Genomic DNA, 13616 nt, shown 5'->3' on the forward strand with positions numbered 1-13616 from the left:
CGTGCGGGTCTTGCCCGATCCTGTGGCCATCACCAGCAGGGCCCGGCGCTGATTGTCGCGTTCAAAGGTTTCGGCCACACGGCGGATGGCGCGGGTCTGATAGGTCCGGCCGGCAATGGCGCGGTCAATCTCCGTTTCGGCCAGCGGCTTCAGGCTGTTGCGCCGCTGGATGGAAAGCGCCATTTCCTCCCGCGTCAGGAAGCCCTGCACCGGGCGCGGCGGATAGCGCCCATCGTCCCACAGCCAATGTTCATAGCCGTTGGTGTAGAAGATCAGCGGCCGCTGGCCCGTCATCGCTTCCAGGCAATCGGCATAGGTCTTGGCCTGCTGCTGGCCGATGCGGGCATCCTTGGCGGTGCGCTTGGCCTCCACCACCGCCAGCGGCTTGCCATCATCGCCCCACAGCACATAATCAACAAAGCCCTGGCCGGAACTGTTGGGCATGCCGGTGACGGGATATTCCCGGTCGCGCGGCTGGTCGAGCGTCCAGCCGGCTTCGCGCAGCAGCAGGTCGATGAAGCTGTTGCGGGTGGCCGCCTCATCATAGTCATGCGGGTCAGGCACGGCACTGTTGGCCGCCTTCAGGCGGGCGATTTCAGCCCGCAGCGCTGCCCGTTCGGCCTGTTCCTGCTGGCGCTGCGCCTCGCTGATCAGGCGGGCGGCTTCGGCCTCCGCCCGTTTCTTCTCCGCCTCCTCCAACTGGGCGGCGATGCGCTGCAATTCCGCCACCGGCACCACGCTGCCCTTCGCCACCGGGCGGGGCAGCAGGGCGGCGTCGAATTGCATCGTGGCGGACAGCCTGGTATCCCGCCCATAGGTGCGGCCCAGCCAATAGCAAAGGTGGAACAGTTCGCGCAGACTGGTGACGGCGCTGTCGGGTGGAATGGTCGTCCGCGCCTCATGCGCGGCCTTGTTGCCCAGGCTTTTGACCAGCCGCGCCTTGGCCACCAACGCCGGGCCCAGCAGGTTCTGGAAACTGGGTTCGTGGATCAGGCTGTCCAGGTTGCTGGTGAAGGGCGAGCGCAGCTTGCCATCATGTTCGTACAGCCAATGGACCATCTCCTCCAGCGCCAGCCTGCCATAAAAGCAGGCCGCCCGCGGGTCGCGCAGGCCCAAGGCCTCCGCCCGTGCCACTGCCACATGCAATTGGGGAAATTCGGTCTTCAGAAAGGCGAATTGCGACATGGAGTACCCTTCCAGCAACACCGGAAGGTTATACAACCACCGCGTCAATGCAAGTGGTTGATCAGGCTTGCAAAGCCTCAAGCCGCTTCAACCAGCCGTCAAAGCGCGGGCAGGCGGTGCGGATGGTGGCAAGGGTAATCCTCTCGCACAGCGTCGCCCCGTGGCGCACCTTGGTCTTCTTGCTGAACCGCATCAGGGCCGGGGCCTGGGCTGCCGTCCAGCTCTCCAGCCTTTTTGACGGCGCGGTGGTCCTGCCGTCATTCACCTGTTCGGCACCCCCGGCGCTTGCAACCGCATTTTTGATTGTCGCCGCCAGACCGGGGGCCTGGAAATAGTCCGCCGCCGTTGTCGGACAGGCCAGCAGCAGGGTTTCAAATTCATATTGCTGGATATAGGGGATCAGGTTGGGCGGGGCACCGGTTGCCTGGGCAATCCGGCTTTCCAGGGCCGCCGCCGTCTCCCCGCTCAACCGGTCCTCAAAACCATAGAGATCATAGAGGCTGGTGACATAGCCCTGCCTGAAGCTGGGCAGCAGGGTCTTCAATTCCCGGCTGATGCGACCCAGGTTGATGCCGCCGCCCTTGGCGCGGGCACCATTGGCGGTCCAGCCGGTGGCAACGATCTTGGCCTCGGCAAACACATCGAAGCCGGCCAGATGCGGGGCCAGCACATCCTTGACGAACCGTTCCTCCGTCTGGCCTTCAACGGAAATGCCCAGCCGCACCATGTTACGGGCGTCCCCCGATCAGGTTCTTCTCCCACGCCTCGCCCATGCCGAATTCATCAGCCCAGGGGGCCACCTCCTCCGCTGTCAGGCGGCGGAAGCGGGAGGCATCATCCACCCGGTCCACGACGATGAAATCCTGCCAGCCGAAATGGTTGGCAAAGGTGGGGGACTGGGTGGCGGCGATGATCTGCACCTCTGCCGACACCTGTTGCATCAAGGCGGCAAGCTGTGTGACGGCGGCGGGGTGAAGGCCCAGTTCCGGCTCATCCAGCACAATGGTTTCCGGCGGTTCCGGCTGCAACAGCAGGGCGGCCAGCGCGATGAAGCGCAGCGTGCCATCGGACAGGTCGGCCACGTCAAACAAATTGTCCCGCCCCTGGTGACGCCAGCGCAGCCGGATCAAATCCTTGTTCAACGCCTCTGGCCGCAGCACGAAACCGCCAAAGAACGGGGCCACCAGCCGCACCGTATCCAGCAGCATTTCCAGCCGGTCGGGATGCTGTTCCTGCAGATAATACAGGAAGGCCGGCAGGTTGCCGCCATCGGCGGCCAGCCGCTCCGGCTCCGTCAACGGCGCGCTGGCCCGCAGGGGGGAGAAATCAGACGTGTCGTGAAAGTGATAGACGCGCCAGTCCAGCATCCAATTCCGGATGATCCGCATTCGTCCGGTTCGGGATGAACGGGGGAGTCTTTTATCAATCAAGCCGGTTTCTGTTCGACCACGACCACCAATTTCCCGCCATTGCTGGCCTTCGTTGATCCATTCACCGTCGAACATCAATGCCTGATGGGCAGTCGGAACAAGAACCGCCCGGTAAAGGACACTTGCCGCCTCCAGCCCAATTTCCAGGTGATCCGATACCTTCGGCCCGAAAAACAGCAGTCGGTCCAGCCCGCCCTGCTTGACCACATAATCCTGCAACTCCTCCCGCGCCAGACGGGACAGCAGGCGGAACAGGCTGACGAAATTGCTTTTCCCGGCCCCGTTCGCACCGATGATGATGTTGATATCGCCCAGGGGCAGCCTGTCCACCGACTGGATGGATTTGTAGCCCTTGACGGTCAGGTGATCCAGCTTGCCAAAGGTGTTAGCCATCGCTCCAGGTCCGGGTCGGATCGGTGTAATCCTGGCCTAGCATGGATTGCGGGCGGGGTTAAGGGGGATGCGGTCATGGTGGCGTGCTTGAAAGCCGCCATGCCTGTGTTATTGATAAACGGTAACGACAGATCGGCTGAGGGGGTGTGCCCCTGATAGCGTTTTCGCGAAGCCCTGCCCTTTCACCACCGTCATTCCCTTTCACCACCGTCATTCCCGCGAAGGTGGGAATCCATACGACAACGCGGATTTTGGATTCCCGCCTTCGCGGGAATGACGGCTAAGAGGCTCCAAAGGTAGAGAGAATGGCGGGCCGATCTTGTTGGCGGCATCCTACAATTCCCCGCTGAACGCCCGATGTTGCAGTGATGCGAACAGGGTGTCGAGTTGAGCCAGATGGGCGCGGTGCTGTTCCTTCAACGCCTCAATGGCGCGGACGCGCTCGGCGAAGGCTTGTTGGAGGGACAGGGGGGGGATGCTCACCTCCACGGCCTCCAACATTTCCTGATTGATCTTGAAAGTTCCGTTTGTTGTGCGAGCGCTCTGTTCAATCTGTTTGCGTGTCTCTGGCATGTTCCAAACAGCTTCAATAAATTCTGGAACAAGCCGCGTGCTATCGACCCTAGCCGCGATGATGGTATCGGGGAAGGCTACATCTGGCATGTCTTCGGTTGGGAAGAAGCCACGGCCAACAAGGTTCTTGTTGCCATTCCCACGACAAATCAACAAATCGCGCCTGTCCACTCGCTTCTCAACCGGAATAGCGTTGGCAAACATGCCCGCCTTATAAGAATTGATGTTGAAGGACTCGCCCGTGACGGCTGAAAGCGTAAGAACCAACCCCTCGTGAGAGCCATTCGTTGCTGGAGAAACCCCATTACGTAATGGAATTTCAAGGAGATTGCCAAAAGAGCAACGCTCCGCAGATCCGCAAAATGCCGGAAATAATGCGCCCTTTAACTCTTCCAACCGTTCCAGCGCCGCGCGGCGCTGGCGGCGAATTGTGTCGGCTTGGTCGAGGATGGCGGCGATGCGGCGTTGTTCTTCTAGGGGAGGAAGATAAAGAAGCTTTTCATATGCGTCTGAGCGATTGAGGCCAGGAACACCAGTCGCTTTGTTTAACGATTGCAGATTTAAAGCCGCCAAGGCACGCCAGAGCCATGGCAAGTGTTCTTCCGATGAGGTTGAGTCTACGAAGTATGTTGTATCAATGGGCCAACAAGAAGAGGGAGAATAGTTAACCTCTCCGACTGAACCTTTTCGGCCAATGATAATTGTTTCACCATTGGTTAAGGCTAATGTATGCGTACCGACTTTGCCGTTTGATCCAAAAACAGCAATATCCCCATGCACACGGCTATGTTCTGGCAGGGCCTTGCCATATTTTAACTCTGCCACTTCCCCCAATTTCACCCGCCGCACCCCACTCATCCCAGCATCTCCTCCAACCGCCGCATCCCCTCGGCGATTTCCCCTTCAATCCGCTGCAAATCCGCCAGAATCTCCGCCGGGCTGGCATGGTCCACCGCTGCGTGCGCCACTTCCTTGTAGCGGTTCAGCGACAGGTCATAGCCGGCGGCGGCGATATCGGCCTTGGGCACGCAGAAACTTTGTGCCGTGCGCGGGCGCTGTCGTTCGTCGCCGGCGCGGTCCTGCCAGCGGGTGACCAGATCGGGCAGGTTGTTCTTCTGAAACTCCTCGGCCGTCAGGGTATGGGCGGGCACGGGGCCCTGTTTATCCTCTGCCACCAGGGGGGTGCGCTTGTCATCCAGGCTGTAGCCATCGGCCTGCAGATCATAGAACCAGACCTGATCGGTGCCGCCGCTGTCGGTGCGGGTGAAGCACAGGATGGCGGTGGACACACCGGCATAGGGGCGGAACACGCCCGAGGGCAGCTTGATCACCGCATCCAGCCTGTGATCCTCCACCAGCATCCGGCGGATATCCTTGTGCGCCTTGGACGATCCGAACAGCACCCCATCGGGCACAATCACCGCCGCGCGGCCACCGATGCGCAGCAGGCGCAGGAACAGGGCGATGAACAGCAGCTCCGTCTTCTTGGTCTTGACGATGCGCTGCAAATCCTTGGCGCAGGATTCATAATCCAGCGACCCGGCAAAGGGCGGGTTGGCCAGGATCAGGGAATAGGCCCCAGCATCTTCCCCATGTTCTTCGGCCAGGCTGTCACGATAGGCGATATTGGCCCCTTCCACCCCATGCAGCACCATGTTCATCGATGCGATGCGCAGCATGGTCGGATCAAAATCAAAGCCGTTGAAGGCGCGATTGTGGAAATGCGACCGCTTGGCCGGATCGTGGAACAGGGCGGCATGGTTGTCGCGCAGATATTCACCCGATTGCACCAGAAAGCCGGCGGTACCCGATGCGGGGTCACAGATCACATCATCGGGCGTGGGCGCCATCAGTTCCACCATGGTGGCGATGATGTGCCGGGGGGTGCGGAACTGGCCGTTCTGGCCGGCGCTGGCGATCTTGCCCAGCATATATTCGTAAACATCGCCCTTGGTGTCCCGGTCCTCCATCTGCACCCGGTCCAGCTTTTCCACCACCTTGGCCAGCAGGGCGGGCGTGGGGATGCCCAGGCGGGCATCCTTCATATGGCTGGCAAAACTGGACCCATCGCCGCCCAGCGTGCGCAGAAAGGGGAAGACATGGCGATCCACCAGATCGAACATGGCGCGCGGTTCCAGCGATTTGAACCGCGACCAGCGCATCAGCTCATAGGGCTGCCCGCCCTCGTCCACGCCCTCGGGGAAGATGCGGCGTTCCATCGCCCTTTTCAGGTTGGTGGCCTTCAACTCTTCCAGCGTGTGCATTTCATCCAGGCGGCGGATGAACAGCAGGTAGGTGATCTGCTCCATCACGGCCAGCGGATTGGATACGCCGCCGGTCCAGAAGTCATTCCAGATATCATCAATCTGGCGTTTGATTTCACCCGTGATCATTAAATCCTCAACTGACAAGGGACTCAACCGCAAGGAGGGGGGCGGCACAGGCCCCACATAAGGCACTGCACATACCCCAAAGCCGCGCTTGGCGTCAGCAGCAATCCGCGGATGGTCCGGCCCAGGCCAGCTAGAGCATATTGAAGTAGGATTTGATTTTATCGGCCATCAATATGCGGCGTTCCGCCAAAAAGCCCTCATGATCCCCAGAGAGCGCGTCGAAGATACCGTCAGGGAGCCAGGTTTGCCTGTAAATCCTCCCGATCCGTGATTCCGCCATAACACAGTAGGCCAGTAGCGCACTGGGCCAACAATTCAGGGAAATAGACCGAGGGCGCGCGATCGCTGATGCGGATGTTGATCTCGCTCTGCGACGACGGTCCAAGGTGCCGAAACGGCGCATAGAATTCATTCGCTGGCGTCTTTACCCGTGATGAAATTGGCGCGGGTGAAGTTCATGAATTTTCCGACCGAAATGCGCCGCGCCATCATGCAACCGTCAATCCCCATCACAGCGAACTGTTCGGGTTTGCGCAAGTCCGGATGGCCCAACAGATTGCGGATGGCCGCGATGCTGGCCGGCGGGCGCCAGACCGGCCAGGCCAGCGAGAAACCCTGGCGATCCCATTGACCACCAGGGATCGCGGCGCGTACACGCCCAGCCCGCACTTCCGGCGCCAGGGTCAGAACGGCCAGCCCGATAGCCGCCAGACGGTTTGCCCCATGCTGCGTGCCAGCCTTATAGGCAGCATCGGTCGGGTTGCCGGCCATCAGCGCATAACGCACATCCTCTTCCGGATCCCAGCGGAAGGAGAAGGTCGGATCGTTCCGGTGCCAGGGGGTAAACAAGGCTTCGGCCAGACAGTCCTCGGCGGTCAGGCTGACGGCGCTGCGCCCCCGACCGCGCGGTGGCGGGGCGGGTTGCGCCGGCACACTGGCCAACCTGTCCAAAAAATGCTGGTGCCCCTGGCCGAACAGCAGGCAGAGCGGCGTCGGGTCGATCTGCGGCTCCCCTGTTGCCCCCTTAGCCTCCTTGACAGCAGCGTCGGACAGCAGTGCCGACAGCAAGAAGGCATGATCAGCATCATCGGTGGCGCTTTTCAGCAAAGCGCGCGCTTCACCTTCACTACAGTTCAGGTCCTTGCGCCCATCGAAATGATGAGCCTTGGCCAGCAGCGTCATACCGTCTGCCGCTCGTGCTGCCACCTCACCCTTGGTGGCAGACTTTGCCAGATGCAGCACGGGGCGCAGGGGCGGGTTATCCAGGCTCCAGGACAGGCGCGGTCGCAGCCGGTCTCCATCCACTTCAACCGCTTCCAGCGCCCTCAGCAGGCCAAGCAAAGCCAGGAAGGCCAGCAGATTGTCCGGCTCCATGCCTTCCAAACGGTGGGTGCTGGTGGCCTGTATCGTCCCGTTTCCCATCATGCCCCCCCTTTCTTGGCCGCATACTCGGATGCCCGGTGATCGGCCAGACGGAGGATCGCTTCCATATGGGCCAGACCCCAAGGGCCGTAACGCTGCTTCAACCGGTCCAACAGACCGTGCCAGTCCAGACCGTCATGATCGAAGTCCAGCGCCTCCGGCCCGACTGCCGTCGGTGCCTTATCCCACAGCGCTGGAACCGGCAGCAGGTCGGTCCGTGGTTGCGGATCGAGATGGGCAAAGAACGGCCGACCGAAACCGTGATGGGTGCCGATCAGCCAGAGGATGAGGTCGGGATCGCCCCCCTCGCTCCGCCGTTCCGCCAGACGGCGGGAACAGGCTGCCAGCCGCACCGACAGCACCTCGTGCCGCCATCCTGAAGGCAGCCCCGCCTTCTCCTTCGCGTCTGGCGGCAGCTTGCGGGCGGATTTGGCCAGCACATGGTCAGGATCAGCCCCCAGCGGATCGCCGGCAGCCAGCCATTCCTGGAAACGCGGATCGCATTTGCCGGCATCATGGAGATATCCCGCCAGCCACAGATCCTGGACCCGCGCTGGCGGCAGCCCGGCGCGACGTGCAAAATCCGCGGCAAAGCCAGCCACATCCTCGCTATGGGTCAGCAGCAGCAGCGGAAAGCCCGAAAGCGAACCCGCCAGATCATCCTCGGTAACGGCGGCGGCCCCGTCGGTATCCGGTGCCGCCAGCACGTCCGAAGGGGCCAACAACACAACGCCCAGGGGTCGCCCGACCGTATCCCTTCCATAGACATCCCAGATCGGATCAAGTTTCCTGTCGCCCAGTCTGGCCCATAACCAAGCCAAATCGTCAGCCCCATCATAAGGGGCCAGAGCCGCACAAAGCCGCGCCGGGTCGCGTTCCCCTTCCAGCGCTGCCAGCACGGCCAACAAGTCTTCCCCTTCCTTGTCAGCCGGGATCAGACCAGGGGCCACCCGCACCGCAAAACGCCGCCCGGCAAAATCTTGCGCAGCCTTGCGGGCGACATCCCTCACCGGGTCTTCATTGCCGGGGTCCCACCCATATTGATTGTCCAGGCCGCCATAGGTCGCGGGCACGATGATCGTATCACCGGGGGAAATCTCGTGGGCTGCGATCCAGCGGGACGCCTCATCATCACCGCCGCGCCACAAGAAAACGCTGCGGGCCGTCTTTCCCTCCTCATCCTCTGGTGCCGGGGCCGGAATATCGGCCAGAGCATCGGTACCCTGTCCTTCCAGCCAGCGGCGTACCGTCCATACTGGCAATGATACCGCCTCGCCTGCGCGCGGGGGCACCAGGGTCAGCAGACGACGCATCGACACTTTCTCCGGGAACCCCGGCGTTACGTCCCCACGCCAGACAAGGGTAACACCGTCGGGCTGATGTTTCGGCCCATGCAGGAACAGCGATGTTTCCAGGGTTGGTGACGGAATCGGGGAAGTCTGGCTGAACAAGTCGAGAAGGGCAGGCATCAATACCGGCGCATCGGGCTGGGGTGACAGGGCCGGTGCAGGGGGCGGGAAATCCAGCAAGGCCGCCGCCATCGCCTGGATGCCGAAATCGACCGATGACAAACCGGACAGCCAATCCCAGCATGGGCGCAAGGCATCGCCATAAACCGGATCGTCATAGCGGGCAGACAACTCCTGCTTGGTCGCCAGGATCACGCCCTGGGCCGGGATCGGTCGGCCGGCACGGTTGACGCGGCCGAACCGCTGGCGCAGCGCGTCAAGCGGTGCCAGTTCCGTGACCAGCCCATCCAGATCGATATCGACACCGGCTTCGATACATTGCGTGGCGACGATCAGCAGGGGCGCCGTTGTATCACGATCCCGCCCCGTCCGAACCCGATCCAGCACGCGCACCAGATCTTCGCGGTCCACACTCCGCGACGGGCCGATCAGCAGCAGGCGCTCAGCCGCCACCCCCTCCAACGCCTTGAAGACGCGGCGGGCGCGGTCCACACGGTTGACGACGACACCCAGGGCCGGCTGGGCGATACCACCCGCACGCAAGGCATCCAGCATCCGCTGTGCCTCCGCAGCCACGGCTTCAGCCCGCCGCGTCTCCGTCAGCGCATCCTTGCCACCCACTAGGCGAACCGGCTTGGCGGCCGTCAGCCGCTTTGCCAGTTCCCGGTTAGCCCAATCATCCTCGTTCAAGCCGAAGGTCGCCGACATCCCGTCAGCCCGGGGCGTCGCGGACAGCACGGACAGGCCCCAGGCTGTGTCATGGTTACGACGATAATGTCCAACCCAACCCAGGGTCTGGCGAAACGGTTCGGCCAGGTGCGCCTCATCCAGCAGGATCAGGCAATCGGCACCCAACAGGCCGGCATGGATCGGCTTGGCCCGATCCGTCACGCCATAGCCACGGAACAACAGGCGGGAGCCGACCTGATCGACGGTGGAACAGAGAATGGTCGGCTGGGCCGGCGTGCGGGCCCAATCATCCTCTCGCGGGATGCCGCCGCGCAGACGCCGCGCCAGCAGCGGCGGGCCGTCACCGGACAGAAGGCGCAACCGGTCGGCAACGCGGGCAGTGACAGGGCCGGCAGGGGCAGCAAGGGCATCGGCCAGACGCCGGGCCCGTTCAAAGGCATCATCCACCACCAGACGCCGGTCAACGACGAAGGCGATACGTACCGGTGCCTGTCGCCCGCTCGGCTTCCCGACCTCCAGCGCCAGATGGAACAGGGCGATATCCAGGCAGGCGGTCTTGCCGGTGCCGGTGGGCAGGCCCAGGCAATCAGGCCAACGGCCATGGGTCGCCAGCTGGGTCAGCAATCTTTGTTGCCAGGGAAAGGGCGGATATCCGTTCACTTCCCGGAAAAAGCCGGTGAAATCATCGGGGGTCAGCGCACTCATCGCCGCTGCTCCTTCTTGCTATCCAGCGGTCGGCACAGGCCCAGCCCGGCGAAACGCCCCGCACCCAGGATCACCGGCCAGGTCACCTTTTCGGGGAACCGCAGCACGGCATGGGTCAATTGGCGGTGGGCCAGGGCGCCCGGCAGGTGCCAGCGCGGCGCTGTGGCAGGCACCCACGGGGCCGGCACTGAACAGGCACCCTCAACAGCGGAATGACGGTCGGGCACCACGAGATCCGGTGCCGGCAGGCCGACATGGCGGCAGGCGGCCACGATCTGGTCGATGATTTCCTTCTGCCGCTCTTCGCCCTTCTGCTTCAGATGCCGGTCGAGCACGATCGGCGTCACCGTGGCGAAGGTCCGTGACGGCCTTGTGTATTCCTGCGGGTCCAGCGACCGGCGCAGCCCGTCCGCCTCCCCGGCCAGGGCGAAATCAAGGCTGAAACGGCGTAGGCGCAGCAGGTGCCGCCCCTTCCCTTCGTCCCAAAGGGTCACTTTGCGCAACGCTCTGCGGAAATCCCCGTCGGCAACCAAGTTGCTGCCGCGCGGCGGGATGATGGCATAGCCCAGCACATGCCCGTCAGCATGCAGATATCCGGTAAAGGAAAGCGGTACGATGGCGATATGCGGACCGGCCAAGGGGGCACCGTCAGGCTGATGGCCGCTTACAATGGCAGGCACCCGGTCACCCAGGCCGATCTGGTTGTAGCCGCTCATCAGCGTATCGCGGATGGCCTTGGCCACCAGCGCCGCCGCGCAGATATCCGGCATGGTACCATTGACATGGTCCAGGATCAGCCAGCGTTCGTCGAATGGGCTGGCGGGCAGTGGCGCGGGCATCGCCGGGGGCGGCGATACCTCAAAGCCCCGCAGCGGTCGTTGCTTGTTGTCAAAGCACTGCCGCAATTCCGTGAACCGACCGGGATAGACCCGCCGTCGGGGCCAACCAGCATTCTCTGGCACATCAACCGCCGGTGCGTAGCGGAAGTGACAGCGGGTTAGACTGGCGGAATGGCCGATATAGGCGGTGTCGCGGGCCACCCCCTGTAAGGCTCGCAGCGTTGCCGTATCAGGGCTGGCACCGGGCCAGTACAGATGCAGAATGGGATCATGCGGGCGGGCGGCTGGGAAACGGCGGGGCTGGCGGGCACGAAAGGCCGGCATCACCTTGCGGTCGCCGGACTTGCCGGTCTGCGCGTCATTGGGCGGCACGAAGCTGATAGGGGCATGGCGAACCGCATGGTCCGATGCCAGCAGACGCGGTACCGGCTGCGCTTCCAGCCATTGCAGCGCCGCGGCCTCCTCCGCCCGCTCTCCCCGCGCCGCACAGGCGGCGACCAGGGCGGAGAAGATGCGATCGGGCTGCGGCGGCCAGTCCGGCTGGTCGCTGGCCGGCCCCCGGGCGGAGAAGGCGATGCCGGTCAGATGCTCGATCTCCAGAACCAGGGTCATCACGCATCCCCGTTTTCGTCGCCCTCTTCCCCGCCCTCACCGGCCAGCGCCAGTTCCTGGCTGCGCCGGACGATCTCCACCAGTTTCGGCTGCGGCGTCAGGCGGATGGGACCGGCGGGGAAAGTAAAGCCGGCCTGCGTGGCGGCATCCAATGCCTGGGTGAACAGGGCCCGCGCCCCCACACGATCCAGGGCAACATCGGCAACCGCCCCATCGGGCTTGACCAGTTGCAACGATGCCCGACCGTCACAGACCAGATCACAGCGCGACCGCAGCGCGTAACCCTGCGCATCCTGTTCCGCCACAGCCAGCAGGCCCAGGGCCGCCAGCAGCCCCCGCCCCGCCGCATCGCGGGCGGGCGAACCGAAGCGCAGCCGGCGCAGGGCCGCAAAGCTCAACACCATCATATGTTCGGCATAATCGCAGGTGATGCCCAACGGCATGACGGACGGGGCGATATTGCCATGGTTGATCTCCGACGGGCGCACCTGCTTGGCACCCTTGCCAGCCCTCGCCTTGTCGGTATCCCAGCCGGCGCCCCCCTTGAACACTTCCACTTTGCGTAGCACGCCCAGCGGATCAATACGGCTGCCGGTACGCCGACCAGTAGTCCGCACCTCCAACTCGCCCGTGCGCTTGTCGGCCACAAACTCTTCCACCGAAACGCCGATTGCGCTGATTTCCGACACCACGCAGCGGGCGAATTTGGCACCGATGCCGCCACCGTCGCCGGTGGAATGCCAGGCACCGAACAGCAGGGCGGTGGGGGAGGCTTCCAGCACCGCCGTCGCATCGCCGATCTTGGCCTTGGCCAACGCCTCGCCCAGCGGGCTTTTCATGAAGGGCTGCCCCTCCAGCAGACTGTCGCGCAGGATAGCGTCATAGACACGGTGCGGCGCGTCCAGGGAGGTGATCTGGGTCAGCCCGGCCAGCCCTTCCCCGCTGAAATCGACCAGCAGATGCGGGATGCGTACCCCGTCGCGTACAGCCTCAAGTAGTGCCTCTTCCAGCCGGTTGGCCTGCGACTGCACGCTGTCCACCAACACGCAATCAACATCCTTGCCGTCGATCCGCCGCACTTCATGGACATGGCGGGGCGGGGCATTGCGGCCCTCGCCAGGATATGTGGGCGGGAAAATCTTGTCCCCGCGACCGCCAACCGGCTGCAACACCTGCCGCCGCCGCAAAGCCGCATCACCGGCAACCATTTGGGAAAGCGAGGGAAAGTCCATGTCCAACGGCTCCTTAAGGGCGGTCCTAAGGTGTGAAATGAGATGAATAGATCTATGCAGGATGAAATCCATGCATCATCCCGCACATAGTGAGAGAGAAGTCTCCTGCTTCCGTAGAAAGCGTATTTCAGCAATGTGACTAAATCGGTCACATTGCCGAGGCAGCGGCATGAAAGCGCACACGGGTTGGGCGTCGGCAACGCCCAACCCGATCCATCTATTTACGTGGTTATGATTTTGCGCGAGGATTCGGCCTGCGAGCCGGCACATCCGGCATTATGCCCAGAATCTCAGCCGCCCTCTGGCGGCTTTCTGGGAACTTTAGTTCGTGGAGAATCTCCCAGATCTTCCGGGAGTTACAGCCGAAGCATGCTGCGATTTCGTGTAAATACCGCCCCGCATGATACATCAACCATGCCTGGACAGCATTTTCCTGGGTAAGCGTAACAGTATGGGCAACGTGGGAACGAGCCATTGGGAGCTCCTCATTAAAGGGCGGCCCCCTTGACGCGCGCTCGGACATGAATGACTATGCCGAACGCAGCGCAACTGCGCCTAGCATTACAGTTGCATGTTTCTTTTGATGTGAGCGCACCGTGCGGCTGCCTGATGGGCTCGTCGCCAGATTGACCATGCGATGATGGATGCCGGCTGGATTTGGCGCTGTGCCATC

General features: G+C 62.8%; 9 protein-coding genes. All 9 read right to left on the reverse strand.

The window, feature by feature from the left end:
• The coding region (locus Q0072_RS13460; protein ID WP_298331053.1) for a DUF4145 domain-containing protein at positions 1-1185 on the reverse strand (1185 nt) is incomplete at its 3' end.
• A 61-nt stretch (positions 1186-1246) separates the two neighbouring features.
• Positions 1247-1912 carry a DUF4276 family protein gene (locus Q0072_RS13465; protein WP_298331055.1) on the reverse strand — a complete coding sequence of 222 codons (666 nt, stop codon included), beginning with the start codon at positions 1910-1912 and terminating at the stop codon, positions 1247-1249.
• Between the two features lies 1 nt (position 1913).
• The gene (locus Q0072_RS13470; protein ID WP_298331057.1) at positions 1914-3008 is read right to left on the reverse strand and encodes an AAA family ATPase; all 1095 of its coding nucleotides are present in this window, start codon (positions 3006-3008) and stop codon (positions 1914-1916) included.
• Positions 3009-3341: 333 nt separating this feature from the next.
• Positions 3342-4439 carry a restriction endonuclease subunit S gene (locus Q0072_RS13475; protein ID WP_298331059.1) on the reverse strand — a complete coding sequence of 366 codons (1098 nt, stop codon included), beginning with the start codon at positions 4437-4439 and terminating at the stop codon, positions 3342-3344.
• Positions 4436-5974 (reverse strand): class I SAM-dependent DNA methyltransferase, encoded by a 1539-nt coding sequence (locus tag Q0072_RS13480; protein WP_298331061.1) that lies wholly within the window; start codon positions 5972-5974, stop codon positions 4436-4438. Before Q0072_RS13480 ends, Q0072_RS13475 begins: the two co-directional genes overlap by 4 nt.
• 408 nt (positions 5975-6382) lie before the next feature.
• Entirely contained in the window at positions 6383-7399 is a 1017-nt protein-coding gene (locus tag Q0072_RS13485; protein WP_298331063.1) for a hypothetical protein, read from the reverse strand.
• On the reverse strand, positions 7396-10260 hold the full coding sequence (gene cas3u / locus Q0072_RS13490) for a type I-U CRISPR-associated helicase/endonuclease Cas3 (RefSeq protein ID WP_298331065.1): 2865 nt from the start codon (positions 10258-10260) through the stop codon (positions 7396-7398). The genes Q0072_RS13485 and cas3u overlap by 4 nt, the downstream gene beginning before the upstream one ends.
• The gene (csb2, locus tag Q0072_RS13495; protein ID WP_298331067.1) at positions 10257-11711 is read right to left on the reverse strand and encodes a type I-U CRISPR-associated protein Csb2; all 1455 of its coding nucleotides are present in this window, start codon (positions 11709-11711) and stop codon (positions 10257-10259) included. The genes cas3u and csb2 overlap by 4 nt, the downstream gene beginning before the upstream one ends.
• A complete protein-coding gene (gene cas7u, locus Q0072_RS13500) occupies positions 11711-12943 on the reverse strand; it encodes a type I-U CRISPR-associated RAMP protein Csb1/Cas7u (protein ID WP_298331069.1) in 1233 nt (410 codons plus the stop codon). Before cas7u ends, csb2 begins: the two co-directional genes overlap by 1 nt.
• Positions 12944-13616 lie beyond the last annotated feature (673 nt).

This window comes from Asticcacaulis sp., assembly GCF_027484505.1.
Classification (GTDB): domain Bacteria; phylum Pseudomonadota; class Alphaproteobacteria; order Caulobacterales; family Caulobacteraceae; genus Asticcacaulis.

Coding starts and splice junctions, on each gene's coding strand:
- Q0072_RS13465 (WP_298331055.1), bottom strand. CDS start 1,912: ATGGTGCGGCTGGGCATTTCCGTTGAAGGCCAGACGGAGGAACGGTTC.
- Q0072_RS13470 (WP_298331057.1), bottom strand. CDS start 3,008: ATGGCTAACACCTTTGGCAAGCTGGATCACCTGACCGTCAAGGGCTAC.
- Q0072_RS13475 (WP_298331059.1), bottom strand. CDS start 4,439: ATGAGTGGGGTGCGGCGGGTGAAATTGGGGGAAGTGGCAGAGTTAAAA.
- Q0072_RS13480 (WP_298331061.1), bottom strand. CDS start 5,974: ATGATCACGGGTGAAATCAAACGCCAGATTGATGATATCTGGAATGAC.
- Q0072_RS13485 (WP_298331063.1), bottom strand. CDS start 7,399: ATGATGGGAAACGGGACGATACAGGCCACCAGCACCCACCGTTTGGAA.
- cas3u (WP_298331065.1), bottom strand. CDS start 10,260: ATGAGTGCGCTGACCCCCGATGATTTCACCGGCTTTTTCCGGGAAGTG.
- csb2 (WP_298331067.1), bottom strand. CDS start 11,711: ATGACCCTGGTTCTGGAGATCGAGCATCTGACCGGCATCGCCTTCTCC.
- cas7u (WP_298331069.1), bottom strand. CDS start 12,943: ATGGACTTTCCCTCGCTTTCCCAAATGGTTGCCGGTGATGCGGCTTTG.